The following is a 23,896-nucleotide window of genomic DNA, read 5'->3' on the forward strand; positions in this document are numbered from 1 at the left end:
GTCGCCGGACGCAACGTAAGGCTGCGTCGCGCGTGCCCCGGCCCGCCCTAGGCTCGATGCCATGACCGTGATCATCAAGGCCGCCGACGTGCAGGTGCTCGACCGCGGCGGGGCGATCGTGACCACCCCGCTGATCACCACGGCCGCGGCCGGCGGGGAGAACCGGATCACCAGCGGGATCAGCGTCTACCCGGCCGGCACCGGCGCCCCGATGCACTCGCACAACTGCGACGAGCACGTGACGGTCCTCGACGGCGAGGCCGAGGTGCTGGTCGAGGGCACGGTGACGCGGCTGAGCCGGTACGACACCACGTACATCCCGTCGCCCGTCCCCCATCTGTTCCGCAACGTCGGCGACGGGCCGCTGCGGATCCTGTGGGTCTACACCTCGGGCGTGGTGACCAGGACGTTCACCGACACCGGCATCACCGTGGAGCACCTGTCTCCCGATGATCAAATGGGGTTGGACTGAGCATGAGCGCCTCGTGCAGCTTGTGCAGCAGCTCGCCGCTGGTGAACGGCTTCTCCAGGAACGGGATGCCCGATTCGAGGACGCGGGTGCTGCCGAGCAGCCCGTTGCTGTAGCCGGACATGTAGAGCACCGGCAGGCCGGGCTCCCGGTCGTGCACGAGCTCGGCCAGGCGCGGCCCCGACATCTCCGGCATGATCACGTCGGTGAGCAGGGCGTCGCAGCCGCCGGCCTGGAAGATCGCGTACGCCTCGGCGCCGGTCGCCGCGGCCAGCACCCGGTACCCGGCGCCGGCCAGGATCCGGTGCACCACCCGGGCCAGCGCCTCCTCGTCCTCCACCACCAGCACGGTCCGGCCCTCGCCGGCCGGCGGCGGGGCCGTGCGGGAGGCCGGGACGGCCGGCCCGGCCGAGGTGACGGCGACCGGCAGGTAGATCCGGAACGTGGTGCCGACGCCCAGCTCGGAGAAGACGTTGATGCTGCCGCCGGCCTCGGCCACGATGCCGTAGACGGTGGCCAGCCCGAGCCCGGTGCCCTTGCCGCGCGGTTTCGTCGTGTAGAACGGCTCGAAGATGTGCGCCGCCACGTCCGGCGACATGCCCTCGCCGGTGTCGCTGACCTGGATCCGGGCGTAGCGGCCGGCGGCCACGGCCGGCTGCATGTTCAGCTCCTCGCCGTCGAGCTCGGCCTCGTCCGCCTCGATTACCAGGGTGCCGCCGTCCGGCATCGCGTCCCGGGCGTTGATCGCGAGGTTGAGCAGCACCTGCTGGAGCTGTCCGGGGTCGCCGTGCACGACCAGCGGCCGCTCGCACGGCCGGGCGAACAGCGCGATGTCCTCGCCGATCGTGCGGTCGAGCATGGCCCGCACCTCGGCGATCGCGGCGTTCAGGTCGACGTCCTGGGGCTGGATGGTGTCGCCGCGGGTGAAGGTGAGCAGCTGCCGGGTGAGGTTCATGGCCCGGCCGGCCGCCGTGCGCACGTGGTCGAGGTCGGCGCGTACGGCCGGATTGCCCTCGGCCGCCTCGGCCGCGAACTCGGTGTAGTTCACGATGATGGCGAGGATGTTGTTGAAGTCGTGGGCGATCCCGCCGGCCAGCTTGCCGAGGCTCTCCATCCGCTGCTGCTGGTGGGAGCGCTCGGCCAGGGCCCGCTGCCGGTCGGCCGCCTCCTTGGCCGCGCTGATGTCGCGGGCCACCACCGAGAAGCCGATGATGGCGCCGGTCAGGTCGCGGACCGCGGTGAGGTTGACCGAGATCTCGATCCGGCTGCCGTCCTTGCGGATCCGGCGGGCCTCGTACCCGACGCTCGGCTCGCCGCTCAGGACCCGATCCAGGATGGCCCGCTGCTCCAGGCCGCCGTAGTCGTCGGTGATGACCCCGATCTTCTCGCCGATCATCTCGGCCGCCGTCCAGCCGAACATCGTCTCCGCGCCGCGGTTCCAGGCGTTGACCTCGCCGTCCAGCGAGACGCCGATGATCGCGGCGTCGGTCTGCTCGGCCACCGCGGTGAGCGTGGCCCGGTGGGCCTCGGCCGCGTCGCGGGCCGCCCGCTCCCGGGCGTCGGCCTCGTCGAGGCGGTGCTTCTCCCCGGGCGCCACGTAGATCGCGCCCTTGCCCAGCAGCACGCCGTAGCCACGGCGCAGGGTCCAGTAGTAGACGCCGACGCCGGCCGTGAACAGGTCCCAGATCGCCGACGGCCAGGACCAGCCGGCCGGGACGGCATGCTCGAGGTGGCCGCTCACGATGCCGTGGTAGGTGACCACGGCGTGCAGCCCGTGACCGACCGCGCAGCTGAAGAAGATCATGGCGGTCGCGACCGCGAGCTTGTTGGTGCGCAACTGCCCCGCGCGGCTCACGGGCACGACGACGGCCACCATGATCGCCGCGTACGCCACCATGATGACCAGATTGCCGAGAAGGAATAGCTGTTCCGGCACGATCGTCCTATCGGCTGCCCGCCCCGCGGAACTGAGCCGGTGCCGAGCGTGTTCGCCCGGCGCACACGCCGCTCGCCTCCCGCACCGTCAGCGGGCGAGCGGCGGGACGACGGCGGTGATGGTGACCCGCCCGGCGGCGATGAGCGGCAGCCACCTCACGCGTGGACACTCAGGCGGCCGCCCTGGCCGCGGCGTCGAGCGCCGGGAGCGTCTTGTCGATGATGTACCGCACCGACAGGACGGTCGGGCTGCGCAGCGAGGAGAACTGCGGGCCGGTCAGCGCCACGTACGAGCCGCGCTTGACCGAGGCCAGGTCCTTGAAGAGCGCGTTGCCCTCGAGCGCCGGCCGCAGGCTCGGCTCGGCGTAATAGATCAGCGTGACGTCGGCGTCGAGCAGGCTCACCTTCTCCAGGCTCAGCTGCACCGCGAACTCGTCGCCCTGGAGGCCCGCCACGGCCGGCGCGAGCTTCATGCCGAAGTCGTTGAGCATCTTCACGCCGGCGTCCTTGTCGGAGCGCAGCACGCCGATCGAGCCGGCCTCCCACATCTGGCTGAGCGTGAACTGCTTGCCGGCCAGCGCCGGGTGGTCGGCCTTGGCCTTGGCGACCCTGCCGTCCACCTCGGCGATGACCTGGTCGGCCTCGGCGCTCCGGCCGACCGCCTTGCCCACCTGACGGAGAGTGTCCTGCCAGGGATCTTCGAAAGCGCCGGTGCTCTCGTACGCGGTGGTGGGCGCCAGCTTGCTCAGCTTGGCGTATTCGTCATCGATGTAGTAGTCGCCGCCGGCCAGGATCAGGTCGGGCCCGAGCTCGGCGATCTTCTCGACGTCGAACCCGGTGTCGCCCGCGGTCAGCACGGCCGGCTTGCCGGTCAGCAGCGGCCGGGCCCAGTCGGTGATGCCGCCCTCGCCCGAGGACTCGGCCACCCCGACCGGCTGCACGCCGAGCACGAGCAGCGCGTCGAGGTCGGCATCGGAGAGCGCGACGATCCGCTTGGGCGCCGCCGGGATGGTCGCGTCGCCGAGCTTGTGCGTGACGGTGACCGGATAGCTCGCCGCGGCCGCCGACGAGGCCGGCGCCGCGGTGTCGTCACCGTCGCCGCCACCGCACGCCCCGAGCGCCAGCGCGGTGGCGGCGGCGAGGGCGGCGGCGAGCACGGCCGGAGTTCGAAAGGACATCGGGGACCTCACGTTCGCAGTTAGGTGAGGCTAAGCTAAGCGTCACCCGCCGTGGAAGGCAAGAACGGAAGGAGAACCGGATGACGGCCCCCGCCCGTACGGGGACCCGCGGTCGTGGCGGGGTGCTGATCGGTCTCGTGGCGGCCGTCCTTCTCGCCGTCGTGCTGAGCCTCGCGGTGGGCGCCGAGACGCTGAGCCCCGGCGCGGTCTGGCACGCCATGGTCTCCCCTTCGCCGGCCGACCCGGCCACCGCGATCGTGCGGGACCTCCGTCTGCCCCGGACGGTGCTGGGCCTGCTGGCCGGCCTCGCCCTCGGCGCCGCCGGCGCCCTGATGCAGGGCCACACCCGCAACCCGCTGGCCGACCCCGGCCTGCTGGGCATCTCGGCCGGCGCGTCGTTCGCGGTGGTGATCGGCATCCAGCTCGGCGCCGGCGCCCTGACCGGCTACATCTGGTTCGCCTTCGCCGGCGCCCTGCTCACGAGCCTGGCCGTCGCCGGCATCGCGGGCGGCCGGCGGGGCGGCCCCACCCCCGTGACCCTGGCCCTGGCCGGCCTGGCGATCAGCGCCCTGCTGGCCAGTTTCACCCAGTCGCTGCTGCTGGCCGACAACGCGAGCCTGAACGTCTTCCGCTTCTGGGTGGTCGGCTCACTCTCCGGCCGCGACGCCTCGGTCGCCGCGCAGGTGGCCCCGTTCATCGCCGCCGGCCTGATCCTGGCTCTCGCGAACGCTCCCGCCCTGAACGCCCTGGGCCTGGGCGAGGACGTGGCCCGTGCCCTGGGCCAGCGGGTCGTCCTGGCGCGGGCGACCGGTGTCACCGCGGTCGTGCTGCTGGCCGGCGCCGCCACCGCCGCCTGCGGCCCGATCGGCTTCCTGGGCCTGATGGTCCCCCACGCGGCCCGCACCCTGACCGGCCCCGACCACCGCCGCCTGATCCCGTGCTCGGCCCTGGCCGGCGCCGCGCTGCTGCTGCTGGCCGACGTCCTGGGCCGGGTGGTGGTGCGCCCCGCCGAGCTCCAGACCGGCATCGTCCTGGCCGCCGTCGGCGCCCCGTTCTTCATCGCCCTGGTCCGCCGCCGCAAGGGAGTGGTGAAGCGGTGACCGCGACGCTGGTCCGGCCGAGCGGGCGGCGCGTGCTCGCCGCCGGGCGGGTCGCCGGGACCGTGTCGTTGCGGGGCGCCGCCGTCGGCGTGGCCGGGCTCGTCGCGACCACCGCCGTGGCCGTCCTCAGCATCGGGCACGGCAGCTTCACGATCGCGCCCGGCGATGTCGTCGCCGTGCTGCTCGGCGGCGGCACCGCGGCGCAGAAGCTGGTCGTGCTCGACCTGCGCCTGCCCCGCATCCTGGTCGCGCTGCTGGTCGGCGCCGCGCTGGCGGCCGCCGGCGCGCTCACGCAGACCTTCGCCCGCAACCCGCTCGCCAGCCCCGACGTGCTCGGCGTGACCACCGGCGCCTCCCTCGGCGCGGTCGCCGTCATCGTGCTCGGCGGCTCGGCCGCGATCGGGGTGCCGTTCGCCGCCCTGATCGGCGGGCTGCTCACGGCCGCGGCCGTCTACCTGCTGGCCTGGCGCCGCGGCGTCGACGGCTACCGCCTCGTGCTGGTCGGCATCGGGATCGGCGAGATCGTCAGCGCCGGCGTCTCCTGGTTCCTCGTGCGGGCCGAGATCGTCGACGCCGCCCGGGCCACGCTCTGGCTCAACGGCTCGGTCGCCGGCGCCGGCTGGGAACAGGTGCGCCCGCTCTCCCTCGCGTTCGCCGTGCTGCTGCCGCCGGCCGTGGCCACCTCCTTCACGCTGCAGATCCTTCAGTTCGACGACGACGTGGCGCGGGCCCTCGGCGTACGGCTGAAATTCGCCCAGCTCGCCGTCGTGGTCACCGCCGTGGCCCTCGCCGCCACCGCCGTCGCCGCCGCCGGGCCGATCGAGTTCGTCGCCTTCGTGGTGCCGCAGATCGCCCTGCGCCTGTGCGGCGGCAGCCGCCCTCCCCTCCTCGTCTCCGCCGTCCTCGGCGCCCTCCTCGTCTCGGCCGCCGACCTGGCCGCCCGCACCGTCCTGCCCGGCCGCGAGCTCCCGGTCGGCCTGGTCACCGCGATCGTCGGCGCCCCCTACCTGCTCTGGCTGCTGGTCCGCACGAACCGGAGGACGTCATGACCCCGCCCGAAACCGGCGTGCGGCTGCGGGCCCGAGGCCTGCGCCTCGGCTACGGCGAGGAGAACGTCGTCGACGGCCTCGACCTCGACATCCCCGGCGGCGCGGTCACCGCCGTCATCGGGCCCAACGGCTGCGGCAAGTCCACCCTGCTCCGGGCGCTCGGCCGCCTGCTGAGACCGCGCGCCGGGGAGGTGCTGCTGGACGGGAAGCGGATCGACCGGATGCCCACCCGGGAGGTCGCGCGCATCGTCGGGATGCTTCCGCAGTCGCCGGTCGCGCCGGACGGGCTCACCGTCGCCGATCTCGTCATGCGCGGGCGGCATCCGCATCAGACCTGGTTCCGCCAGTGGTCGCCGGCCGACCAGGAGATCGTCGCCGAGGCGCTCGCCTGGACCGACATGCGCGAGCTCGCCGACCGGCCGGTCGAAGCGCTCTCCGGCGGGCAGCGGCAGCGGGCCTGGATCTCGATGGCCCTCGCCCAGGGCACCGAGGTGCTGCTGCTCGACGAGCCGACGACCTACCTCGACCTCGCCCACCAGATCGACGTCCTCGACCTGGTGGCCGAGCTGCACCGGGAGCGCGGGCGGACGATCGTCATGGTGCTGCACGACCTCAATCTCGCGGCCCGCTACGCCGATCACGTGGTGGCGATGCGGGACGGCGCGATCGTGGCCCGGGGCACGCCGGCCGAGGTCTTCACCGTCGAGCTGCTCAAGGAGGTCTTCGGGCTGGCCGCGCTGGTCGTCCCCGACCCGGCGACCGGCACGCCGCTGGTGGTGCCGCTCGGGCGCGGCTGAGCCGGGCGGGGCGGTATTCTTCGCAGCACGGCGCGGGGGGCGCGCGCCGAGGGCGAGCGCGAGGGCACGGTTTTCGATGGCGGCAGAGCGCGACGGTGACCGTCGGCACGTGAGCGACGCGCTGCGCGACGCGATTCTCACGGGCGAGTTCCTGCCCGGTGAGCGGCTGGTCGAGGCGCAGCTGATGACGCGGTTCGGGGCGAGCCGGTTCAACGTGCGGGCGGCCCTGCAGGACCTCGCGGCCGAGGGCCTGATCGAGATGCAGCGCAACCGCGGCGCCCAGGTGCGCAAGGTGTCGCTCGACGAGGCGGTCGAGATCACCGAGGTACGCATGGTCGTCGAGGGCCTGATCGCGGCCCGGGCGGCGGAGCGGATCGACGCCGAGCGGGCGTCCGAGCTCGACGAGATCGGCCTGCTGATGCGGCGGGCGGTCGAGGCCGGCGAATACCGGCGGTACAGCGACCTCAACCAGCGGCTGCACGCGCTGATCCGGCAGATCGCCGGGCACCGCACCGCCGACCGGATCGTCGGCACGCTGCGCGGGCAACTGGTGCGGCACCAGTTCGTGCTGTCGCTGTTGCCGGGCCGGCCGCAGCAGTCGCTGCCGCAGCACGAGCGGATCATCGCGGCCGTGCGCGACGGCGACGCCAAGGTGGCCGAGGCGGCCATGCGCGAGCACATCGCCAGCGTCATCGAGGCGCTGCGGTCGATCGATCAGCTGGGCGGCCCGGCCTGATCCTGGTCGGCCGGCGGCAACCGGATCGTCACCACCGTGCCGGTCGGCGTCGACGGTCCGGCCGACACCGAGCCGCCGTGCTGCGCCGCGGTCTGGGCCACGATCGCCAGCCCCAGCCCCGAGCCGGGCATCGACCGCGCCGCCGTGGCCCGGTAGAACCGGTCGAACACGTGCGGCAGATCCTCCTCGGCGATGCCCGGCCCGTTGTCGGCCACGGTCAACGTCCCCGCGGCGGACAGGGTGGTCAGCACGACACCGCCGGGCGGGCTCCACTTGGCCGCGTTGTCGAGCACGTTCACGATCATCCGCTCGAGCTCCCCGGGACGCCCGATCACCGTGACCGGGGTGAGCGAGGCGGTGAAACCGATGCCCGGGGCCCGGATCCGCACCCGGTTGACGGCGGCCGTCACCACGTCGGCCAGCGCGACCGGCTCGGCGGGCTCCCGGGCGGTCTCCTCGCGGGCGAGGTCCACCAGCTCGGTGGTCAGCGTCGCCAGCTCCCGCACCTGGGCGTCGAGGTCGGCGAGCAGCTTGGCGCGCTCCGACGGCGGCAGCCGGTCGGCCAGCTCGGGATGGCGCTCGACGGTCAGCAGCAGCTCGACGTTGGTGCGGATGCTGGTCAGCGGCGTCCGCAGCTCGTGACCCGCGTCCTCGACCAGCGCCCGCTGCGCCCGGCGTGACGTGTCGATGGCGGCCAGCATCGTGTTCACCGACCGGCCCAGCCGCGCGACCTCGTCCTCGCCGGTCACCTCGATCGGCTTGGTCAGGTCGGTGGTGGCCGCGACCCCTTCGACCGCCTTGGTGAGCCGCTCGACCGGCAGCAGTCCGGCGCGTGCCACGGCCCGTCCGGCGAACGCGGCGCCGACGATGCCGGCCACACAACCGGCGCCCAGCAACAACGCGAGAAGCGTGAGCGTACGGAGGGATTCCTCCTCGTTGATCGCGACCTGTACCGCCCCGCCGCCGCGGTTGATCGGGGTCGTCAGCATCTGATAGCTGTCGTCGCCGATGGTGACCCGTTCCTGGAACGAGCGCCGCGCCGCCGAGCCACCGGCGACCGCCTTGGCGCCGGCGGTGACCGGCAGCGGCATGTCCGCCGCGCTGACCACCTCGCCGGTCGGGGAGAGGATCTGCCACCGCGGCCCCAGCTCCCGCCGGTGGTTGCGGCCCGGCGGCCCCGGCCGGTTGTCCGCCCACTGCCCGGGCGACTGCGAGATGGACTGCGCGTCCTCGCTGAGCTGCGCCGCGATCCGGTGCTCCTGGAGACCGCGCACGGCCACCCAGGAGGCGATGGCGAACGCGATCAGCGCGATCGCGACCGCGGCGCCGACCAGGAACGCCATCCGCGCGTGCAGCGTGCGGCGCCCCCACCAGCCGGTCAGTCTCACAGCGGGTCCTCGCGCAGCGCGAAGCCGACGCCCCGCACGGTGTGCAGCAGCCGGGACTCGCCCTCGGCCTCCAGCTTGCGGCGGAGATAGCCGAGGTAGACGTGGACGCTGTTGGAGGACTCCCCGAAGTCGTACCCCCAGACCTGCTCGAAGAGGGCCGCCCGGGTGAGCACCTGCCGCGGGTGGCGCAGGAACGCCTCCAGGATCGCGAACTCGGTGCGGGTCAGCCGCAGCGACCGCGACCCCCGCCACACCTCGCGGGTGACCGGGTTGAGCCGCACGTCGGCGAACGTGAGCCAGTCGCCGGACTCCGGGCCGGCGGGCGCCGGGGCGGTGAGGCCCGACCGGCGCAGCAACGCGCGCAACCGGGCCAGCAGCTCCTGGAGGGCGAACGGCTTGACCAGGTAGTCGTCGGCGCCGGCGTCGAGCCCGGCGACCCGGTCGCCGACGCTGTCGCGCGCCGTGAGCATCAGCACCGGCAGCACCACGCCCGCCGACCGCAGCTGCCGGCAGGTCTGCAGGCCGTCGAGCCGGGGCATGCTGACGTCGAGGATCATCGCATCGGGCTCGCTCGCCGACACTGCCTCGAGCGCCGCGACCCCGTCGTCCGCGGTCTCCACCTGATGGCCCTCGAAGCGGAGCGTGCGCGCCAGCGAGTCCCGCACCGCCGCGTCGTCCTCCACCACCAGGATGCGCACCGCGAGATCCCCTCAGTCCAGATGTGCCGCGTCCAGCGCGGACTGCAGCGACTGCTTGTAGCCGTCGCTCGTGACGGTAGCGCCGGAGACGGCGTCGATGTCGGCGCTCTGCTCGTCGAGCGTCTCCTGCCGCAGGACCGGCAGCGCCCGGGAGTTGATCTCGACGTCCCGCCCGTTGGTGGACGGGTAGGTGGGCACGCCGACGTCGGTGATCTTGCCATTGGCGACGCTGATGGAGACCTGCACGGGTCCCCAGCGAGTCGGGGCGACGTCCCCCGTGTAGGTCTTCCCGGACCCGGAAGGCCCGGCGGTGGAAAGCGGCGCGGCGGCGACCGCCGGCGACGAGGCCCCCGACGTGCTGGTGCGATAGCTGAACAACAGGACGAGCGCGGCGACCGTCGAGAACAGCCACAGCGTGATCCGGCGCATCTCTACCTCTCCGAGAAAAGACGGGTTACCAGGAGAACAGCTCGGTGTGGACCCGGGCGGCGGGCACCCCGGCGGCAAGCGCCGCCGAGCGGGCGGAGGCGGCCCAGGCCTCCGGCCCGCAGACGTAGACCTGCGACGCCGCCACCCCGGGCACGACCTGCGGCAACGTCGCGCCGGCGAACTGGGCGGGCAACCACGACGGCCCCCGCGACCCGAGCAGGAACACGACCCGCACCCCGCGGTGGCGCGCGAACCACTCCAGCTCGGCGCGGAACGCGATCTCGGCCTCGTTGCGGGCCCGGTAGACCAGCGTCGCCTCGCCCGGCCGGTACGGCAGCTCGCCGAGCAGCGCCAGCAGCGGCGTCACGCCGATGCCGCAGGCGAGCAGCGTCACCGGCCCACCGGCATACGTCTCGCCGGTCAGCTTCCCGTACGGGCCCTCGATGATCGCCCGCGTTCCGGGCCGCAGCGCCGACACCCGGCGGCTCCCGTCGCCCAGGTCCTTCACCGTGATGCGCAGCTGGTTCCCGTGCGGCGTGGCCGACAGCGAGTACGGATGCGAGCGCGACCATCCCGGCCCGTCCAGGAACCGCCATTGGAAGAACTGGCCCGCGCGCACCGGAAGGTCGCCGAGCCGCCGGCCGGAGAGGTAGACCGAGGTGAGACCCGGCCCCTCGGGGACCACATGGGAGACCACGAGCCGGTGACGCCAGGTGCGCCGGGCCGGCATCCCGATCCGGTACGCGACCAGGGCCCCGGCCGCGACCCCGTACAGCGTCCACCAGTAGGCCGTCGCGAGCGGCGAGGCCAGGAAGTCGGCGCCGGTCCAGAGCTGGTGCGGCAGCGCCAGGCCGACACCCAGATAGGCGTACAGGTGAAGGAGATGCCACGACTCGTAGCGCAACCGGCGCCGCGCGGCCCGCATCGAGGTGACCACCACCATCACCAGGAGCAGCGTGCCGGCGGTGGCCAGGAGCATGCCCGGGTAGTTCCAGGTCAGGTCCCAGAGCTCGCCCAAGACGTGCGGCGAGTCGGTGCCGGTGTAGCCGATCGTGATGAGCACGATGTGCGCCACCATCAGCCAGAACGAGGTGAACCCCGTCCAGCGGTGCCAGCGGGCCAGCCGATCCTGCCCGAACGCCCGCTCGACCAGCGGGATCCGGGCCATCAACAGCACCTGGACGAGCAGCAGGTCGGCCGACCAGAGCCCGGTGAGGCGCCCCACCGACTGCGTCGACAGGTCCCGCACGCCGCCGTTCGCCACCCAGAGGGCCGTGACGATGAGCAGCGAGGTCCCCGCGGCCACGCCGCCCACGTCCGCGTACCACCGCGGCGCCGGCCGCCGGGCACGGACAGGCAGGGATGGCGGGGCGGCGATCGCGGTCACGGGTCAACGATCGGCCCGGCCGATGAAAATGTGCGTGGCGGAGTCTAAGAATTTCCTAAGAACGAACCTTCGGGCGCAGGATGCCCCGGAGCGCGTTCCAGGTCCGCGTGACACCCCACCCGGCCGTCGTGACCAGCCGATCCCCCACGATCGCGAACTCGGCGACCAGCGACGCCGCCCGGTCCATGGCCCGCCGCGCCTCCTCGAAGTCCTCCGGGTCGTTGCGCAGGTCCCACAGCCGCCGGCCCTGGTCCCAGGCATGCGCCCGGGTGACGGTGACCAGCATCCGCTGGCTCCAGTCGTCGAGCGGGCCCACGAACTGGTCGATCTCCATCTGCCAGCGGGTGGAGAAGCCCCGGCGCAGCGGCGGGATCTCCTCGTAGAAGATCTGGTTGACCAGCAGGTAGTCCGGGTGGATCAGGTCGTCGGTGGGCGCGCCGACCTCGGCCCAGGTGCCGATCAGGGCCAGCGACAGGTCATGGTTGATGTGCGCGTTGACGCCGAGCATGGCCGCCGTGAGCTTGCTCATCTTCAGGTCGTGGCCGCGCTTGAACAGGACCTCCCACACGTCGGGGGTGGCCTCGTCGTCGTTGTTCCACAGGTCGAGCGCGGCGAAGTAGCGCTTCGCGAACTGGACGTCGAGCAGCTCGAGGAACTCGGGCTGGTTCACCCCGGTGTGCAGGGCGCCGTCCACCCGGCGGGTGATCTTGTTGTAGAGCTGGTTGAACGCCGACACCCGGTTCTTGGCCGGCGAGGGCGGCAGCTCGTCGAAGATGAACTGCAGGTCGTCGAGCTTCTTGATCACCTCACCGATGCCGCCCGGCTGGGTCGCCACCGTCTCGGCCATGCGGTCGCGCAGCGGATCCCACCCGCGGCCGGGCGGGATCCCGAGCGCCGAGAGCTCGAGACGCTTCTCCTTGAGCATCTCGGCGCTGCCGCGCACGCGCTCCCGGTCGAACGTTGTCGTCATGCCAACAGCCTCGTGATCTCGGGTCGCGGCCACCACTCCCCTGTCGGCAACCCGTCGCCCGCAATTAAATCGGATGACGCCCGTACGGCCGGCCGATAGCCTCGCCGTCATGTCGGTGACCTACCTGTTCCTCGCGGCCGCGCGGGGAACGCAGCACTCGAGTCGCGTGCGTGCCGGGGCCGTAGCCCTGGCCCCCATCGAGTAGCCAACACTCCCACGCCAGGGCCTCGCCGAGTCCAATCCGGATCGGACGGGCTTCCTACGCCTGTCCGCGTTCGCCGCCTTCTCCGCGGCAGACGGGACCACCACGGCCATGGCGTCACGCTTCACCCGGCACGAGCACGCCCGCTCGCGCCGCACCCTGGGACAGAACTTCCTCGCCGACCCGGCCGCGATCCGGCAGCTCGCCGGCGCCGCCGACCCGGGACCCGGCTCGTTGCTGTACGAGGTCGGGGCGGGACGAGGGCGGCTCACCACGCGATTGCTCCCGATCTGTGGGCGCCTCATCGCGTACGAGATCGATGCGGACATGGCCGCCCACCTGCCGCGACATCCCCGCCTCACCGTGCGCACCGAGGATTTTCTGGCGGCGAGGCCGCCGGCCGAGGACTTCGCGGTGGTCGGCAACATTCCGTACGCGATGACCGCGGCCGTCGTGCGCTGGTGCCTCGACGCGCCGGCGCTGCGCCGCGCCACGCTGCTGACCCAGCTCGAGTACGCCCGCAAGCGCGCCGGCGACTACGGCCGCTGGAGCCGGCTGACCGTGCTGACCTGGCCCGAGCACTCCTGGCGGCTGGCCGGCCGGGTGCCGCGCCACGCGTTCCGGCCGATGCCGCGGGTGGACGGCGGCATCCTCCAGATCGAGCGCCGGCCGGTCCCGCTGGTGCGGCCCGACCTGATGCCGGCGTGGCGGCGGCTGGTCGAGGACGGCTTCACCGGCGCCGGCGGCTCGCTGCACGCCACGCTCGCGCGAAAATTCGGCAACCGGCGGGCGTACGCGGCGGCGCGCGCGGCCCGGCTCGGCGACGGCGTCCCGGTCGGCGAGGTCTGGCCGGAGCAGTGGCTCAGCCTGTTTCGCCTGCTGGCCCCACGATGAGCGTGCCCAGCCCGGCCACCGCGTCGATGTCGAGCCCGCCCTCGCCGTCCCCCGCGCTCAGCCGGGTGTCGCGGTCGAGGCCGCGGGTGCGGTCGCCGTTGAGCGTGACCGAGCCGCCGCCGTCGCGCAGCAGCACCCGCACCGGCACCTCCCGCGGCGTGGTGATGGTCCAGGTGTTGACGCCGCCGGTCATCCGGATCGGCAGCGTCTCGGCCGGGGCCGGCAGCGCCATGTCCCAGTGCGCCGCGCCGCCGATCAGGTCGATGCGCCGGATCATCCCGGCCGACAGGGCGAAGTCGGCGTCGCGCACGCCGCCGGTCATCCGCAGCGACCAGGTGACCTTCCGGTTGAGCCGGACGGCGAGCTTGCCGGTGCCCGTGCCGTCCGACTTCACGGTCAGCCGCACGGTGCTGCCGTCCCGGCTGAGGCGGGGCGTGAGCCCGCTGCCGCTCGGGGCGCTGACCCGCACCGGGTCCGCGCCCAGCGAGGCGACCGTCACGTCGAGCTCGGCGACGTCGCTGACCATCTCGAAGGTGCCCGAGCTGAAGGGCAGCTCGGCGGCCGTTCTCCCGACCGGCGGCGGCACCTTCGCCGTCGTCGGCGGCGTCGTCGCCGGGCTCTCGGGGGCTATCGACACCGGCGGGCTCGGCGGCACCGCGGCGATGGTCCCGGGTGGAGTCTCCGGCGGCGGCGCGGTCACCACCCGCGGGCGGTCGTCGCCGCGCAGCACCAGCCGGCCGAGGGTGACCACGCTGCCGCCCAGGAAGACCAGGACGGCCAGGGCGCCGAGCAGGATCCGCAGCCCGGAGCGGCGGGGCGGCACCGGCGGGCTGAACACCCGCGCCGCGGGCGGCTCGATCCCGGTCGGCGCCGGCGGCTCCCCCTCGCCCGGGTAGAAGTCGGCCTCCGGGCTCATCCGGTGCGGCGCGTCGGGCCAGTAGTCGGCGATGCGCGGCAGATCGCCGGTGGGGCTTTCGCTGGATGCGGCGCCGTCCACGTGATCGTCTCCTCGGTACGCGCTATGGAGTCGATCGGGAATACGGGCCGGACCCCGCCCGCGGTTCGATTCGCGGGCGTCCCGAACCAAAGATGGGCTTAAATCTCACTCTTGCGATTCACGGTCTTCGCCGCAAGAATGCCTTTTCGAGACTTTAAGAGGATCTTTGGCGGTCGGATGTCACATGCCCCTTGACGACGAGCGATTCAACCGGCTGCCGGTCCCCTATCGCCCGATCCCACCCGGCGCGGCGGCCGCGCAGGCCGCGCGCGCCCGGCGCGTGCTGGTCGCCTGCGCGGTCGCGGTGACGATCGGCGTGGCCGGCGTCATGGCGCTGATCCTGCCGGTCGGGCCGGAAGGGCCCGACCCGGTCGCGCAGCAGATCACCTATCCGTCGCCATGGGACTTCGAGCCCTCGGCGCCGGTCTCGATGCTGCCGGCACCGTCGCCCTCCACCCCTCCTACCAGCAGTTTCCCGGCGTCACCGTCCCCGTCCCGCAGCCGGGCCCACCGGCCGAGCGCGTCGCCGCCGAGCACCGCACCGGTCGTCGACCTCGACATCGGGACCACCATCGGCCTCGAGGTCGCCGGCCGGCCCGGCTACCGGGTGCGGCACCGCGACTTCATCGGCCGGGTCGACCGGATCGGTACGTCGAGCAGTGAGCCGGAACGCGCCGATTCCCGTTTCGTGGTCCGCAAGGGACTCGCGCGCGGCGGCTGCGTTTCGCTCGAATCCGTAAACTATCCGGGCTATTTCCTGCGTCACCGCGACTTCGTGTTGCGCCTCGACGAACGCGACCGCCGCCGCGGCTCGCCATTGTTCGCCGAGGACGCGACGTTCTGCGCGGCGCCGACCCGCGACGGCTCTGCCGTCATTCTGGAGTCGATCAATTATCCGTCGCGCGCCCTGCGCCTGGAGAACGACGGCGTCCTGCATCTCGACGAGGGTTCCGGCACCCCGTTCGTGGTGCGATCGCCGCTCTGAGGGTCCTGTCGTTTCCGTCCAAGACCGCGGGCGTGGTCCGCCCTAGGGTGAAGCCCACCCGAGGATGAGGAGACGGCACCATGCGCACCTTGGTCTACACCGGTTTCATGTCCCTCGACGGCGTCGTGGACTCGCCCGGCGGCGGGCCGGGCGAGGAGCACCGCAGCGCCGGATGGGTGGTCAAGGACCTGGACTTCGTCCCGGAGGCCTGGTCGCTGAAGGGCGAGGAGCTCGCCGCCACGACCGCCCTGATGTTCGGCCGGCGCAGCTACGAGGCGTTCAAGACGACCTGGCCCGGCTCGGCGGACCACGCCGCCTACAAGGAACTGCCCAAGTACGTGGTGTCGGCCGGGCTGCCCGAGGACGCCCTCGTCGACGGCTGGGGGCCGACCACGATCCTGCGCTCGACGGCGGACGTCGCCGCGCTCAAGGAGGGCGAGGGCGGCGCGATCTTCATACACGGGAGCGCCGAGCTGGCTCGGCGGCTGTCCGACGAGGGCCTGATCGACCAGTACAACCTGCTCGTCTTCCCGGTGCTGCTCGGCGCCGGGAAGAGCCTGTTCGGCCGGGCCGACCGGCAGAAGGACATGCTGACGCTGCGGGAGTCGGCGAGCTACTCGAACGGAATCCTGAAGCTGGTCTACGACGTCAGGCGCTGAGGTCGAGGCCGATCGCCCCGCCGGCGCCCGCGCGCAGCTCGCCGGCGGTTCGCCCGACGTAGGCGCGCAACGCCCGGGCCAGGTGCGGCTCGTCGAAGTAGCCGAGCTTGGCGACGACCTCAGCGGCCGTGTCGCCGGCCGCCAGCAGATGCGCCGCCGCGCGGGCCCGTTCGATCTGCCGGACGGCGCCCCGGGTCAGCCCGGTCGCGGCGCGGAACCGGCGTTCGACCGTGCGCCCCGACACGGCCGGACGGCCACCGCGCAGCACCTCGGCCGGGAGCGGGTCCCGCACCACGCTGCCGGTCCGGACCAGACGCTCGACCAGGGCCTCGGCGTCGTCCGGTCCGGGCGTCTCCCAGCGCGCGCCGTCCAGCCGGAAGGTCCGGCGGGTGGCGCCGGGAAGCGCGATGCCGCCGTCGACCAGCGCCGGCGTGGGCACGCATCGCAACGAGGTGCCGACGGCGAACTCGATGCCGGTGAAGGTCGCGCCCTGCGGCACCGGCGCCGTCCCGCTCCGCGTCTCGGGACCGGTGACGCCGGCGTACGCCCGGCCGTCCCGCTCCCAGAACACCAGGCCCCACCGCACGCCCGCGACCGACGTCATCGTCGTGACCTGGTCGCTCGCGCAGGTCCACACCGTGCCGACCCACGGCGAGTCCGATCCGCGCGTCTCGAACCGCAGTCCCACGCGCGACAGGATACGTCCGCCGTTCATCCGATCGGGTCACGGTGACCGGCTGTCGTACAGTGGGTGATCGAGTTCGAGGGAAGTCGATCTTTAAGGGGACAGCCAATTTCGGTCTCGCTCGACGGCGGACGGCTTCGCCTTCTGGCCGACGCGCTGCTGAGCGCCTACCCGTCGCGTAACGGGCTGGAGCGCGTGCTGCGCTACGAGCTGGGCGTCCGCCTCGGCGAGCTGGTCGGGAACGTCGGCATGCGCGAGGTGGTCGACGCCGTGGTGACCGAGGGCGAGGCCGCCGGCTGGCTGCCCGGCCTGGTGTCCGCCGTGTGCGCCGACCGCCCGGGCAACGCCGCGATCCGCGCCTGGCAGGACGGCGACGCCGCCCTCGAACGGGTCGTCCGCGGCCACGTGCCCGATCTGGACCCGGCCCGGTGGCGGCGCGAGCTGGAGGCGCTCGAGGGGCAAGTCTGCCGGGTGGAGACGCCGACCGCGGCCGGCGCGCGCCCGCTCGGCACCGGGTTCCTGGTCGGGCCCGACCTCTGCCTCACCGCCCGGCACGTGATCGGCGACCACGCGGCCCTCTCGGCGCGCTTCGGCGACACGACGACCGGGCTCCGGCGGGTGGCCGAGGACCGGGAGCTCGACGTCGCGCTGCTGCGCACCGAGGGCCGGCCCGGGGAGGCGCGCGGCTGGCTCGACGTCTCCCATCCGGACGCCCCGGAGCCGGGCGACAGCCTGCTGATCCTGCACCGGCCGGCGGGCGGCCCGCTGCGGCTGTCGATCGGTCCCGTGCTCGACGTGGACGGTTCCCGGCTGCGCCACGCGGCGAACACCGAGCCCGGCTCCTCGGGCGCGCCCTGCCTCACGGCCGGCCTGCATCTCGTCGCCGTGCACCAGGGCGGCGACCCGGCCCCGCATCCGACGTTCAACCGCGCGATTCCCGTACGCGCGATCCGTCGCGCCCTGCCGGACCCGTTGCGGTAGGGGGACGGCCATCCATCGTCGTCGCCACCTCGAAGCCCGGCACCTGCGGCTGCTCGCCCAGGCGCTCGCCCGCGCCTACCCGCACCGCAACGCCCTCCGGCGCCTGCTCTTCTTCCACCTGCGGGAGCGGCTCGACGACATCGTCGGGAACGTCGGGCTGCGCGAGGCCATCGACACCGTGCTCATCGAGGGCGAGGCGGCCGGCTGGCTGCACGACCTGATCGACGCCGCCCTGAGCGACCAGCCGAAGAACCCGCCTCTGCGGGAGTGGGCGGCCGCGTGCGGCTGGGACGGCCCGCCGGCGGAGACGCAGCTGCCGGCCAACATCCAGGTGCTGGACACCGCGTACTTCGATCTCGCGCCGTTGAAGGACGCGATCGAGGAGCACGTGCTGTACCGGCCGCCCGGCCTGCTCGCCATGTCGCTCCCGGTCAACGAGCCGTCGCTGGTCAACCGGATCTGCGGGTGGCTGCCGCACTGCCTCGGCCAGCTCGCGGTCAAGGACCCGATCAACCTGAACCCGCTGGTCGACCAGTGGGACCAGGCCGTCAAGCACGCCCTCGAGTACCTGCCCGAGCTCGAGACCGGCAGCGTCATGTGCCAGGTGCAGGCCGACCGGGCGTCGCTCGACCTGGTTCGCCGGTTCTGGGACGGGGTCCGCTCCGGCTGCGGCGCGCCGCGGTTCTGGTTCGTGCTGGTCTTCGCCGGCCTGGCCGGGGACCAGGTCGACGGCGTCAAGCCGCTGCCGGCGCCCGCGTTCCGGCACATCGACGTGGCCCGGTGGGCGCGGGACGTGCTCGCCCACCTGGACTGGCCGCGCGAGCTGGCGCTGCCGTGGAGCCTGCACATCGTGCGGCAGGCCACCCTCGACGACGCGCTCGACATGCGGTCCACCTATGTCCAGATAGAACTCACCATCAGCCGGCTGCGCGCGGACAAGCCGGCCTTCCGCCGCTGGCTCGAGCACGAGCTCGAGACCATGGGACCCGGGGAGACGATCTGACGTGTACGCCCGCCGCACCATCGACACCTCCGTCCGGCTCGACACGGCACCGCCGCCGGCGACCCGGCCGATCGAGGACGGCGACGAGGAGACGATCGCCGAGAAGGACCCGGTCCTGAAGGAGGTGCTCGCCGAGCCGTACCTGCTGGGGCCCGAGCTGTGCGACGCCGTCAACGTGGCCATCACGCTGGGGCGGCCGCTGCTCGTGCAGGGCGATCCGGGGGTCGGCAAGACGAGGCTGGCGGCCGCGGTCGCGTACCGGCTCGGGTTGCCTCTCGAACAGGCCCACATCAAGTCGACCAGCCGTGGCCAGGACCTGCTCTACACGTTCGACGCCGTCCGGCGCCTCTCCGACGCCCAGCTGAGTGGCCTGATGGGCCGGGAACTGCCGGGGGCGGAGCATTACGTACGGCTGGGGCCGCTCGGCCGGGCGATCGCCCGGGCCCGGCACGGACGCCGCTCGGTGGTGCTGCTCGACGAGGTGGACAAGGCCGACCTGGATTTCCCCAACGACCTGCTGCGCGAGCTGGACGAGCTGCGCTTCGACGTCGCCGAGGTGCGCGGCATGAGCTACGCCGTGCCCGACGACAAGCCGGAGCTGCGCCCGATCATCATCGTCACCAACAACGAGGAGAAGGCGCTGCCCGGCGCGTTCCTGCGGCGCTGCGTCTTCCACTACATGGAGTTCCCGGCCGATCGGTCGCAGCTCGACGCGATCCTGCAGATGCACGGCGTCGACGACCCGGCCCTGCGCGGCGCGAGCCTCGACGTGCTGGCCCGGCTGCGCGCGATGGACCTCACCCGCAAGCCCGGCCTCAGCGAGCTGCTCGACTGGGTGGAGAGCCTGCGCTCCACCGGCATCGACGCCTCCGACCTGCGACGGCTGCCGAACGTGGGCGCCCTGCTCAAGCAGCGGGACGACCAGACCATGGCCCGGGACCGGCTGAGCGCGCCGTGACCGGCTCGGTCCCGGACTTCCTGCACGACCTGATCGGCCGGCTGCGCCGCCGCGGCCTGCCGCTCGGCGTCGACGACTGCGCGGCGCTGCGCGCGGCCCTGGGCGCCGGTCACGGGCTCGGCTCCGACGAGGAGCTGCGGCGGTTGTGCGTGCTGCTCTGGGCCAAGTCGTCGCGCGACGCCGAGCTGATCACCTCGGCCTTCCACCTGGTCGCCACCCCGTCCTGGACCCTCTCCGCCTCCGCTTCTCTTTCGGCGGCCACGTCATTCGGAGCCGGTGACGCGCCTCGCTCACCGATCGCCGCTTCGGGTCCCTGGTCGACGCCGCCCACCCGGCGATCGGCCCACGCCGCGGCCCACGAGCGCCTGCGCCCGGCCCCGCCGCTCGCCGGCACCCCCGAGGTGCCGCCCACCGGCCGGTCGGCGCCGTTCCTCGTGCTGACCCCGCGCTACCCGATCACCGAGCGCGAGGTCGCCCAGACCTGGCGGCGGCTGCGCCGGCCGGTGCGGCACGGTCCCCCGGTCGAGCTCGACGCGGACACGACGATCGCCCGCTACGCCCGCACCGGCGTGGTCGACGCGCCCGTACTGCGGCCCGCCCGCGGCAACGCCGCCCGCCTGCTCCTGCTGATCGACCGGCACGGCTCGATGACGCCGTACCACGGCCTGGTCGACCACGTGGTCGGCGCGATCACCGGCAGCGCCCGGCTCGACACGATCACCGTGGCCTACTTCCGCAACGTGCCCGGCCGCAGCCCCGACCGCAAACCGCTGGCCGAGCTGCCGGACGCCGGCGCCACCGACCTCGACCCGATCCTGGCCCGGGTGCGGCCGCTGCCCGCCGGCCGCGCCTACCGCGATCCCGCCCTCACCCAGCCGGTGCCGCTGACCGGCCTGCTCGACGACACTCAGCCCGGCTCGGCGGTCGCGGTGATCAGCGACGGCGGCGCCCTGCGCGGCTCGTTCTCGCTGGCCCGCCTCTACGACACGGTCGCCTTCCTGCGCGCGGTCGGCGCCCGCCGGGTCAACATGGCCTGGCTGAACCCGGCGCCACCGTCGCGCTGGCCGGCCACCACCGCGGGCCAGGTGGCCCGGCACGTCGCGATGTCGCCACTGACCCGGGCCGGCATGTACGACGCGGTCGACGTGCTGCGCGGCCGTCCCCGCGCGGTGGAGCGCCCGCTGTGACGGCCCCGGCCTCGGCCCCGGCGGCCCGCCTGGTGAGCGCCCGGCAGGCGCTGCCACCGGGCGCGCTGGAGCTGGCCTGCCACGCCGCCGTGCCGGTCGCCGTCGACTCCGGGTTCCTCAACCTGCTGCGGATCAACTTTTTCACCGACCCGCCCTGGGACCTGCCGCACACCGTCGACGCCGCCCTGCTGACCTCGCCGCTGTTCCGCGAGATCGGCGCCGGCCTCTACGAGATCGACGAGACCCTGCGCCGGTCCCTGCTGGTCAGCCTCCGCAGCCAGTTCGGCGGCGACCGCGTCACGCTGGTGGCGCTGCTGCTGGAGCGCTACTGCGACCGCCGCGACGCGTGGGGCAACCCCGACCTCGACCAGGCCCAGCGCCTGACCGCGCTGGCCATCGTCGACCCGGCCGCGGCCCGCCGCTGGCTCGACTCGGCGTCGGGCACGCCGGTGCCCGCCGTCGCCCGCACCCGCGAGTGGTACGTGGCGATGCGCGAGCGCCTGGCCGCCCAGCCGCCCGCCGACCTGGTCCTCGACACCGAGATCAGCACCGCCGAGGCCGCGCTGACCGGCCCGGACCCGGTGTCGGCGATCCGCGCTCTCGGCCGGCTCGGCCTCCTGCCCGGCGCCGACCTCGACCGCATCCGCCTGCTCCTGCGCCAGGCGCCGGCGCCCGCCGCGGCCGAGGCCCGCCGCGCGCTCGACCTGGTCGACGGCATCTCCGGCCAGGCCCCCGGGCTCGCCACCGGGCCCGACCCGGCCGCGCCGGCCCGGCGCCGCCTGCTGCGCGCGGCCGTCCTGTCGGCGGCGATGACCACCGTGGACAGCGAGCCGGTCCTGGTGACGGGAGGCACCGACGGCTGGATCCGGTGCTGGAACCCCCGGACCCGCCAGGAGGACAGCGCGATCGCCACCGACGCCGGGCCGGTCCGGTCCCTGGCCGTCGTGCGGCTCGACGGCGATCCGGTGGTGGTTTCCGCCCACGACGACGGCCGGGTGCGGCGGACCAACCTGGTCACCGGACGGCAGCTCCCGACCATGTTCGCCGGCGACACGCGGCCCGTCCTGGCGGTGACCGTCGCGCCGATCCGCGGCAGCATGGTCGTGTTGTCCGCGGGCTCGGACGGGCGGGTCCGCAGCTGGGATCTCCGGGCGGGCACCTACCGGGAGAGCGCGCGATACCCGTACGGCAGCTGGGTCGGCGCCCTCGCCGTCGTGGCCGCCGCCGGCCGGCATTGGCTCTTCGCCGCCGGCGGCACCAACGCGCTGCTCATGATGGAGACTCGCAGCAACTTTCCGGCCTACACCCGGATGACCGGGCACCGGCGGGCGGTATGGGCCCTCGCGCCGGCGGTGCTCGAGGGCAGCCCGGTCATCGTCTCCGGCAGCACCGACGGCACGCTGCGGGTCTGGGACGTGACGGCGCGCGTCCAGGTCGGCAGTCCGTTCCACGGGCACCGGGCGCCGGTCCTCTCGGTCAGCGCGCTGGCGACGGCCGGGCGGCAGCTCATCGTCTCCGGCGACGGCGCCGGCACGATCCGGGTGTGGGACCTCGCCTCGGGGTCGCCGCTCGGTCCCCCGATCGACGACGAGGGCGGCGGGCCGGTCTGGGCGCTCGCCACGACCGAGCTGGACGGCCGCCCGGTCGCGATGTGGGTCGGCGGCGACCTGACCATGCGGGTCCGGGATCTCGCCGACCGCCTGCCGGCCGCGGCGCCCCCGTCCCCGTCCCCCCGGACCTCCGTCTTCCCGGCCCGGCCGGCGCTGCCGGTGCCGGCCAGGCCGCTCAGCCCGCCCGGCCTGGAGACGCCGCGGGAATCGCCGCTGGAATGGGCCCGGCGCCGCCGGGCCGAGCGCGAGGCACGCCGGATGGAGGCGGCCGGCGCCCGCGCGCTCACCCGGCTCGACCGCCTGGGCCCGACCTGGCACATCGTCGACATGCCCCACTACGGCGAGCCCGCCACGGCGGAGAACAGCGTCGGGTTCCTGGCCATCGGCCCCGGCGGCGTCTACGCGGTGACGGTGGCCGACCACGGCCGGGCGCGGGTGCTGCTCGCCGGGGACGTCGTGCAGATCAACGGCCGGCGCCCGCCGTACGTGCCCGAGGCGCAGCGGACCGCCCGGCAGGCCGGCCGGGCCCTGTCCGCCGCCGTCGGCCTGAACGTCCCGGTCACCCCGGTCCTGGTGTTCGTCGGCAGCGGACTGATCAGCGTGCAGGGCCTGCCCAAGGACTGCCTGGTCGCGACCCAGAAGGACCTCGACACGCTGCTCATCGCCGGAGGTGCGAGGATCAGCCCGGCCACGGCGAACAAGCTGGCCGCCGTCGCGACCAACCCGGCCACCTGGACGGTCCGGCCATGAACGCCGACGTGCTCGGCTCGACGATGCACTACCGCGAGGCCGGCGCCGGTCCCCCGGTGCTGCTGCTGCACGGCAACCCGACCTCGTCGCATCTGTGGCGGCACGTGCTGGAACGCGACGTCCGGTGGATCGCGCCGGACCTGATCGGGATGGGCGCCTCGGGCCGGCCGCCGATCGGCTACCGGCTGGCCGACCACGTCGCGTACCTGGACGCGTTCGTCGAGGCGCTCGGCCTGACCGGCCTCGTCCTGGTCGGGCACGACTGGGGCGTGGCCCTCGCCCTCGACCATCTGGCCCGCCATCCCGGCAACGTCCGCGGCGTCGCCGTGATGGAGGGGCATCTGCGGCCGCTGCCCGGGTGGGAGGCGTTCGACGAGGGCGGCCGGGAGCTGTTCCGGAGCCTGCGCACGCCCGGGACCGGCGAGCGGATGGTGCTCGACGAGAACTTCTTCCTCGACACGCTGCTGCCGGCCGGGCTGGTGCGCGAGCTGACCGACGCCGAGATGGCCGGGTACCGGGCGCCTTACCGGGAGCGGGCGGCCCGGGTCCCGCTGCTGCGGTGGGCTCGGGAGATCCCGATCGGCGGCGAGCCCGCCGACGTGGCCGCCCGGTTCGAGGCGGCCGTCGCCGTCCTGACCGCCTCCGACGTGCCGAAGCTGCTGCTGCACGGGGACCCCGGCGTGCTGGTCACGCCGGAGACGGTGGCCTGGTGCGCGGCCACCCTTCCGGCGCTCACCGTGGTGAACGCCGGCGGGCCGGCCGGGCACTTCCTGCCCGAGGACCGGCCCGGGCCGGTCGCGGACGCGCTGATCCGGTGGATCGCGACGCTGCCCGCTCCGGCCCGGTGAG

The 23,896-nt window shown here is 73.8% G+C and carries 23 protein-coding genes and 1 pseudogene; 15 read left to right on the top strand and 9 right to left on the bottom strand.

Annotation, left to right across the window (positions count from 1 at the left end; genetic code table 11):
• Nucleotides 1-61: 61 nt before the first annotated feature.
• On the top strand, nt 62-472 hold the full coding sequence (locus ACZ6TB_RS02245; RefSeq protein ID WP_465549627.1) for a cupin domain-containing protein: 411 nt from the start codon (nt 62-64) through the stop codon (nt 470-472).
• Here ACZ6TB_RS02245 and ACZ6TB_RS02250 read toward each other — a convergent pair.
• The gene (locus ACZ6TB_RS02250; RefSeq protein ID WP_465549629.1) at nt 426-2,405 is read right to left on the bottom strand and encodes an ATP-binding protein; all 1,980 of its coding nucleotides are present in this window, start codon (nt 2,403-2,405) and stop codon (nt 426-428) included. The genes ACZ6TB_RS02245 and ACZ6TB_RS02250 overlap by 47 nt on opposite strands.
• A gap of 169 nt (nt 2,406-2,574) precedes the next feature.
• Nucleotides 2,575-3,582, bottom strand: a complete 1,008-nt coding sequence (locus ACZ6TB_RS02255) for an iron-siderophore ABC transporter substrate-binding protein (protein WP_465549631.1) — start codon at nt 3,580-3,582, stop codon at nt 2,575-2,577.
• 80 nt (nt 3,583-3,662) lie between these two features.
• Between ACZ6TB_RS02255 and ACZ6TB_RS02260 the strand changes: the two genes are divergently transcribed.
• From ACZ6TB_RS02260 to ACZ6TB_RS02275, 4 genes are all read left to right on the top strand, one after another.
• Nucleotides 3,663-4,682, top strand: coding sequence for a FecCD family ABC transporter permease (locus tag ACZ6TB_RS02260; protein ID WP_465549633.1), 1,020 nt, complete (start codon nt 3,663-3,665; stop codon nt 4,680-4,682).
• A complete protein-coding gene (locus ACZ6TB_RS02265; protein WP_465549635.1) occupies nt 4,679-5,731 on the top strand; it encodes a FecCD family ABC transporter permease in 1,053 nt (350 codons plus the stop codon). The genes ACZ6TB_RS02260 and ACZ6TB_RS02265 overlap by 4 nt, the downstream gene beginning before the upstream one ends.
• Complete coding sequence (locus ACZ6TB_RS02270; protein ID WP_465549637.1) at nt 5,728-6,528, top strand: ABC transporter ATP-binding protein; 801 nt, start codon at nt 5,728-5,730, stop codon at nt 6,526-6,528. The genes ACZ6TB_RS02265 and ACZ6TB_RS02270 overlap by 4 nt, the downstream gene beginning before the upstream one ends.
• A 109-nt stretch (nt 6,529-6,637) precedes the next feature.
• Nucleotides 6,638-7,264: a GntR family transcriptional regulator gene (locus ACZ6TB_RS02275; RefSeq protein WP_465549639.1), complete on the top strand. Its 627-nt coding sequence runs from the start codon at nt 6,638-6,640 to the stop codon at nt 7,262-7,264.
• Here the strand turns inward: ACZ6TB_RS02275 and ACZ6TB_RS02280 are convergent.
• Genes ACZ6TB_RS02280 through ACZ6TB_RS02300 form a run of 5 tightly spaced genes read right to left on the bottom strand, consistent with a single transcriptional unit; the run spans nt 7,243 to nt 12,136 of the window.
• Complete coding sequence (locus tag ACZ6TB_RS02280; protein WP_465549641.1) at nt 7,243-8,652, bottom strand: HAMP domain-containing sensor histidine kinase; 1,410 nt, start codon at nt 8,650-8,652, stop codon at nt 7,243-7,245. The two genes, ACZ6TB_RS02275 and ACZ6TB_RS02280, sit on opposite strands and share 22 nt — an antisense overlap.
• Nucleotides 8,649-9,350: a response regulator transcription factor gene (locus ACZ6TB_RS02285; protein WP_465549643.1), complete on the bottom strand. Its 702-nt coding sequence runs from the start codon at nt 9,348-9,350 to the stop codon at nt 8,649-8,651. Before ACZ6TB_RS02285 ends, ACZ6TB_RS02280 begins: the two co-directional genes overlap by 4 nt.
• Before the next feature lie 12 nt (nt 9,351-9,362).
• Nucleotides 9,363-9,779 carry an FMN-binding protein gene (locus tag ACZ6TB_RS02290; protein ID WP_465549645.1) on the bottom strand — a complete coding sequence of 139 codons (417 nt, stop codon included), beginning with the start codon at nt 9,777-9,779 and terminating at the stop codon, nt 9,363-9,365.
• A gap of 25 nt (nt 9,780-9,804) precedes the next feature.
• On the bottom strand, nt 9,805-11,166 hold the full coding sequence (locus ACZ6TB_RS02295) for a ferredoxin reductase family protein (protein ID WP_465549647.1): 1,362 nt from the start codon (nt 11,164-11,166) through the stop codon (nt 9,805-9,807).
• 55 nt (nt 11,167-11,221) lie between these two features.
• Entirely contained in the window at nt 11,222-12,136 is a 915-nt protein-coding gene (locus tag ACZ6TB_RS02300) for a DUF5995 family protein (RefSeq protein WP_465549649.1), read from the bottom strand.
• A 313-nt stretch (nt 12,137-12,449) separates the two neighbouring features.
• Here ACZ6TB_RS02300 and erm point away from each other — a divergent pair, with 313 nt between their 5' ends.
• On the top strand, nt 12,450-13,232 hold the full coding sequence (gene erm, locus ACZ6TB_RS02305; RefSeq protein WP_465549651.1) for an ErmE/ErmH/ErmO/ErmR family 23S rRNA (adenine(2058)-N(6))-methyltransferase: 783 nt from the start codon (nt 12,450-12,452) through the stop codon (nt 13,230-13,232).
• On the opposite strand, the gene ACZ6TB_RS02310 is transcribed toward erm, so the two are convergent.
• Nucleotides 13,201-14,229, bottom strand: coding sequence for a GumC domain-containing protein (locus ACZ6TB_RS02310; protein ID WP_465549653.1), 1,029 nt, complete (start codon nt 14,227-14,229; stop codon nt 13,201-13,203). The genes erm and ACZ6TB_RS02310 overlap by 32 nt on opposite strands.
• A 184-nt stretch (nt 14,230-14,413) precedes the next feature.
• On the opposite strand from ACZ6TB_RS02310, the gene ACZ6TB_RS02315 reads away from it, so the two are divergent.
• Nucleotides 14,414-15,214, top strand: a complete 801-nt coding sequence (locus tag ACZ6TB_RS02315) for an AbfB domain-containing protein (RefSeq protein ID WP_465549655.1) — start codon at nt 14,414-14,416, stop codon at nt 15,212-15,214.
• Nucleotides 15,215-15,294: 80 nt separating this feature from the next.
• Complete coding sequence (locus tag ACZ6TB_RS02320) at nt 15,295-15,873, top strand: dihydrofolate reductase family protein (protein ID WP_465549657.1); 579 nt, start codon at nt 15,295-15,297, stop codon at nt 15,871-15,873.
• Here ACZ6TB_RS02320 and ACZ6TB_RS02325 read toward each other — a convergent pair.
• Nucleotides 15,863-16,561: a helix-turn-helix domain-containing protein gene (locus ACZ6TB_RS02325; RefSeq protein ID WP_465549659.1), complete on the bottom strand. Its 699-nt coding sequence runs from the start codon at nt 16,559-16,561 to the stop codon at nt 15,863-15,865. The two genes, ACZ6TB_RS02320 and ACZ6TB_RS02325, sit on opposite strands and share 11 nt — an antisense overlap.
• A 63-nt stretch (nt 16,562-16,624) precedes the next feature.
• Here ACZ6TB_RS02325 and ACZ6TB_RS02330 point away from each other — a divergent pair, with 63 nt between their 5' ends.
• The 7 genes and pseudogenes from ACZ6TB_RS02330 to ACZ6TB_RS02360 all read left to right on the top strand — a co-directional run bounded on the left by ACZ6TB_RS02330 (nt 16,625) and on the right by ACZ6TB_RS02360 (nt 23,895).
• The gene (locus tag ACZ6TB_RS02330) at nt 16,625-17,539 is read left to right on the top strand and encodes a trypsin-like peptidase domain-containing protein (protein ID WP_465549661.1); all 915 of its coding nucleotides are present in this window, start codon (nt 16,625-16,627) and stop codon (nt 17,537-17,539) included.
• A 49-nt stretch (nt 17,540-17,588) separates the two neighbouring features.
• On the top strand, nt 17,589-18,542 hold the full coding sequence (locus ACZ6TB_RS02335) for an effector-associated domain EAD1-containing protein (RefSeq protein ID WP_465550286.1): 954 nt from the start codon (nt 17,589-17,591) through the stop codon (nt 18,540-18,542).
• A gap of 1 nt (nt 18,543) precedes the next feature.
• Nucleotides 18,544-19,500 carry an AAA family ATPase gene (locus tag ACZ6TB_RS02340; RefSeq protein ID WP_465549663.1) on the top strand — a complete coding sequence of 319 codons (957 nt, stop codon included), beginning with the start codon at nt 18,544-18,546 and terminating at the stop codon, nt 19,498-19,500.
• Nucleotides 19,497-20,687, top strand: a complete 1,191-nt coding sequence (locus ACZ6TB_RS02345; RefSeq protein WP_465549665.1) for a hypothetical protein — start codon at nt 19,497-19,499, stop codon at nt 20,685-20,687. Before ACZ6TB_RS02340 ends, ACZ6TB_RS02345 begins: the two co-directional genes overlap by 4 nt.
• Nucleotides 20,688-21,997: 1,310 nt before the next feature.
• Nucleotides 21,998-22,225, top strand: a pseudogene (locus ACZ6TB_RS02350) (hypothetical protein); the annotation flags it as partial.
• Nucleotides 22,226-22,360: 135 nt separating this feature from the next.
• Nucleotides 22,361-23,047 (top strand): hypothetical protein, encoded by a 687-nt coding sequence (locus ACZ6TB_RS02355; protein WP_465550288.1) that lies wholly within the window; start codon nt 22,361-22,363, stop codon nt 23,045-23,047.
• On the top strand, nt 23,044-23,895 hold the full coding sequence (locus tag ACZ6TB_RS02360) for a haloalkane dehalogenase (protein WP_465549667.1): 852 nt from the start codon (nt 23,044-23,046) through the stop codon (nt 23,893-23,895). Before ACZ6TB_RS02355 ends, ACZ6TB_RS02360 begins: the two co-directional genes overlap by 4 nt.
• The last annotated feature ends 1 nt before the right edge of the window (nt 23,896 follow it).

It is taken from the genome of Actinoplanes sp. NPDC051537 (assembly GCF_055586105.1).

Excerpts from the sequence above, each read along its gene's own strand:
- ACZ6TB_RS02300 (WP_465549649.1), bottom strand. The coding sequence starts at position 12,136 with ATGACGACAACGTTCGACCGGGAGCGCGTGCGCGGCAGCGCCGAGATG.
- ACZ6TB_RS02270 (WP_465549637.1), top strand. The coding sequence starts at position 5,728 with ATGACCCCGCCCGAAACCGGCGTGCGGCTGCGGGCCCGAGGCCTGCGC.
- ACZ6TB_RS02320 (WP_465549657.1), top strand. The coding sequence starts at position 15,295 with ATGCGCACCTTGGTCTACACCGGTTTCATGTCCCTCGACGGCGTCGTG.
- erm (WP_465549651.1), top strand. The coding sequence starts at position 12,450 with ATGGCGTCACGCTTCACCCGGCACGAGCACGCCCGCTCGCGCCGCACC.
- ACZ6TB_RS02255 (WP_465549631.1), bottom strand. The coding sequence starts at position 3,582 with ATGTCCTTTCGAACTCCGGCCGTGCTCGCCGCCGCCCTCGCCGCCGCC.
- ACZ6TB_RS02260 (WP_465549633.1), top strand. The coding sequence starts at position 3,663 with ATGACGGCCCCCGCCCGTACGGGGACCCGCGGTCGTGGCGGGGTGCTG.
- ACZ6TB_RS02360 (WP_465549667.1), top strand. The coding sequence starts at position 23,044 with ATGAACGCCGACGTGCTCGGCTCGACGATGCACTACCGCGAGGCCGGC.
- ACZ6TB_RS02315 (WP_465549655.1), top strand. The coding sequence starts at position 14,414 with ATGCCCCTTGACGACGAGCGATTCAACCGGCTGCCGGTCCCCTATCGC.
- ACZ6TB_RS02245 (WP_465549627.1), top strand. The coding sequence starts at position 62 with ATGACCGTGATCATCAAGGCCGCCGACGTGCAGGTGCTCGACCGCGGC.
- ACZ6TB_RS02290 (WP_465549645.1), bottom strand. The coding sequence starts at position 9,779 with ATGCGCCGGATCACGCTGTGGCTGTTCTCGACGGTCGCCGCGCTCGTC.
- ACZ6TB_RS02355 (WP_465550288.1), top strand. The coding sequence starts at position 22,361 with ATGCGGGTCCGGGATCTCGCCGACCGCCTGCCGGCCGCGGCGCCCCCG.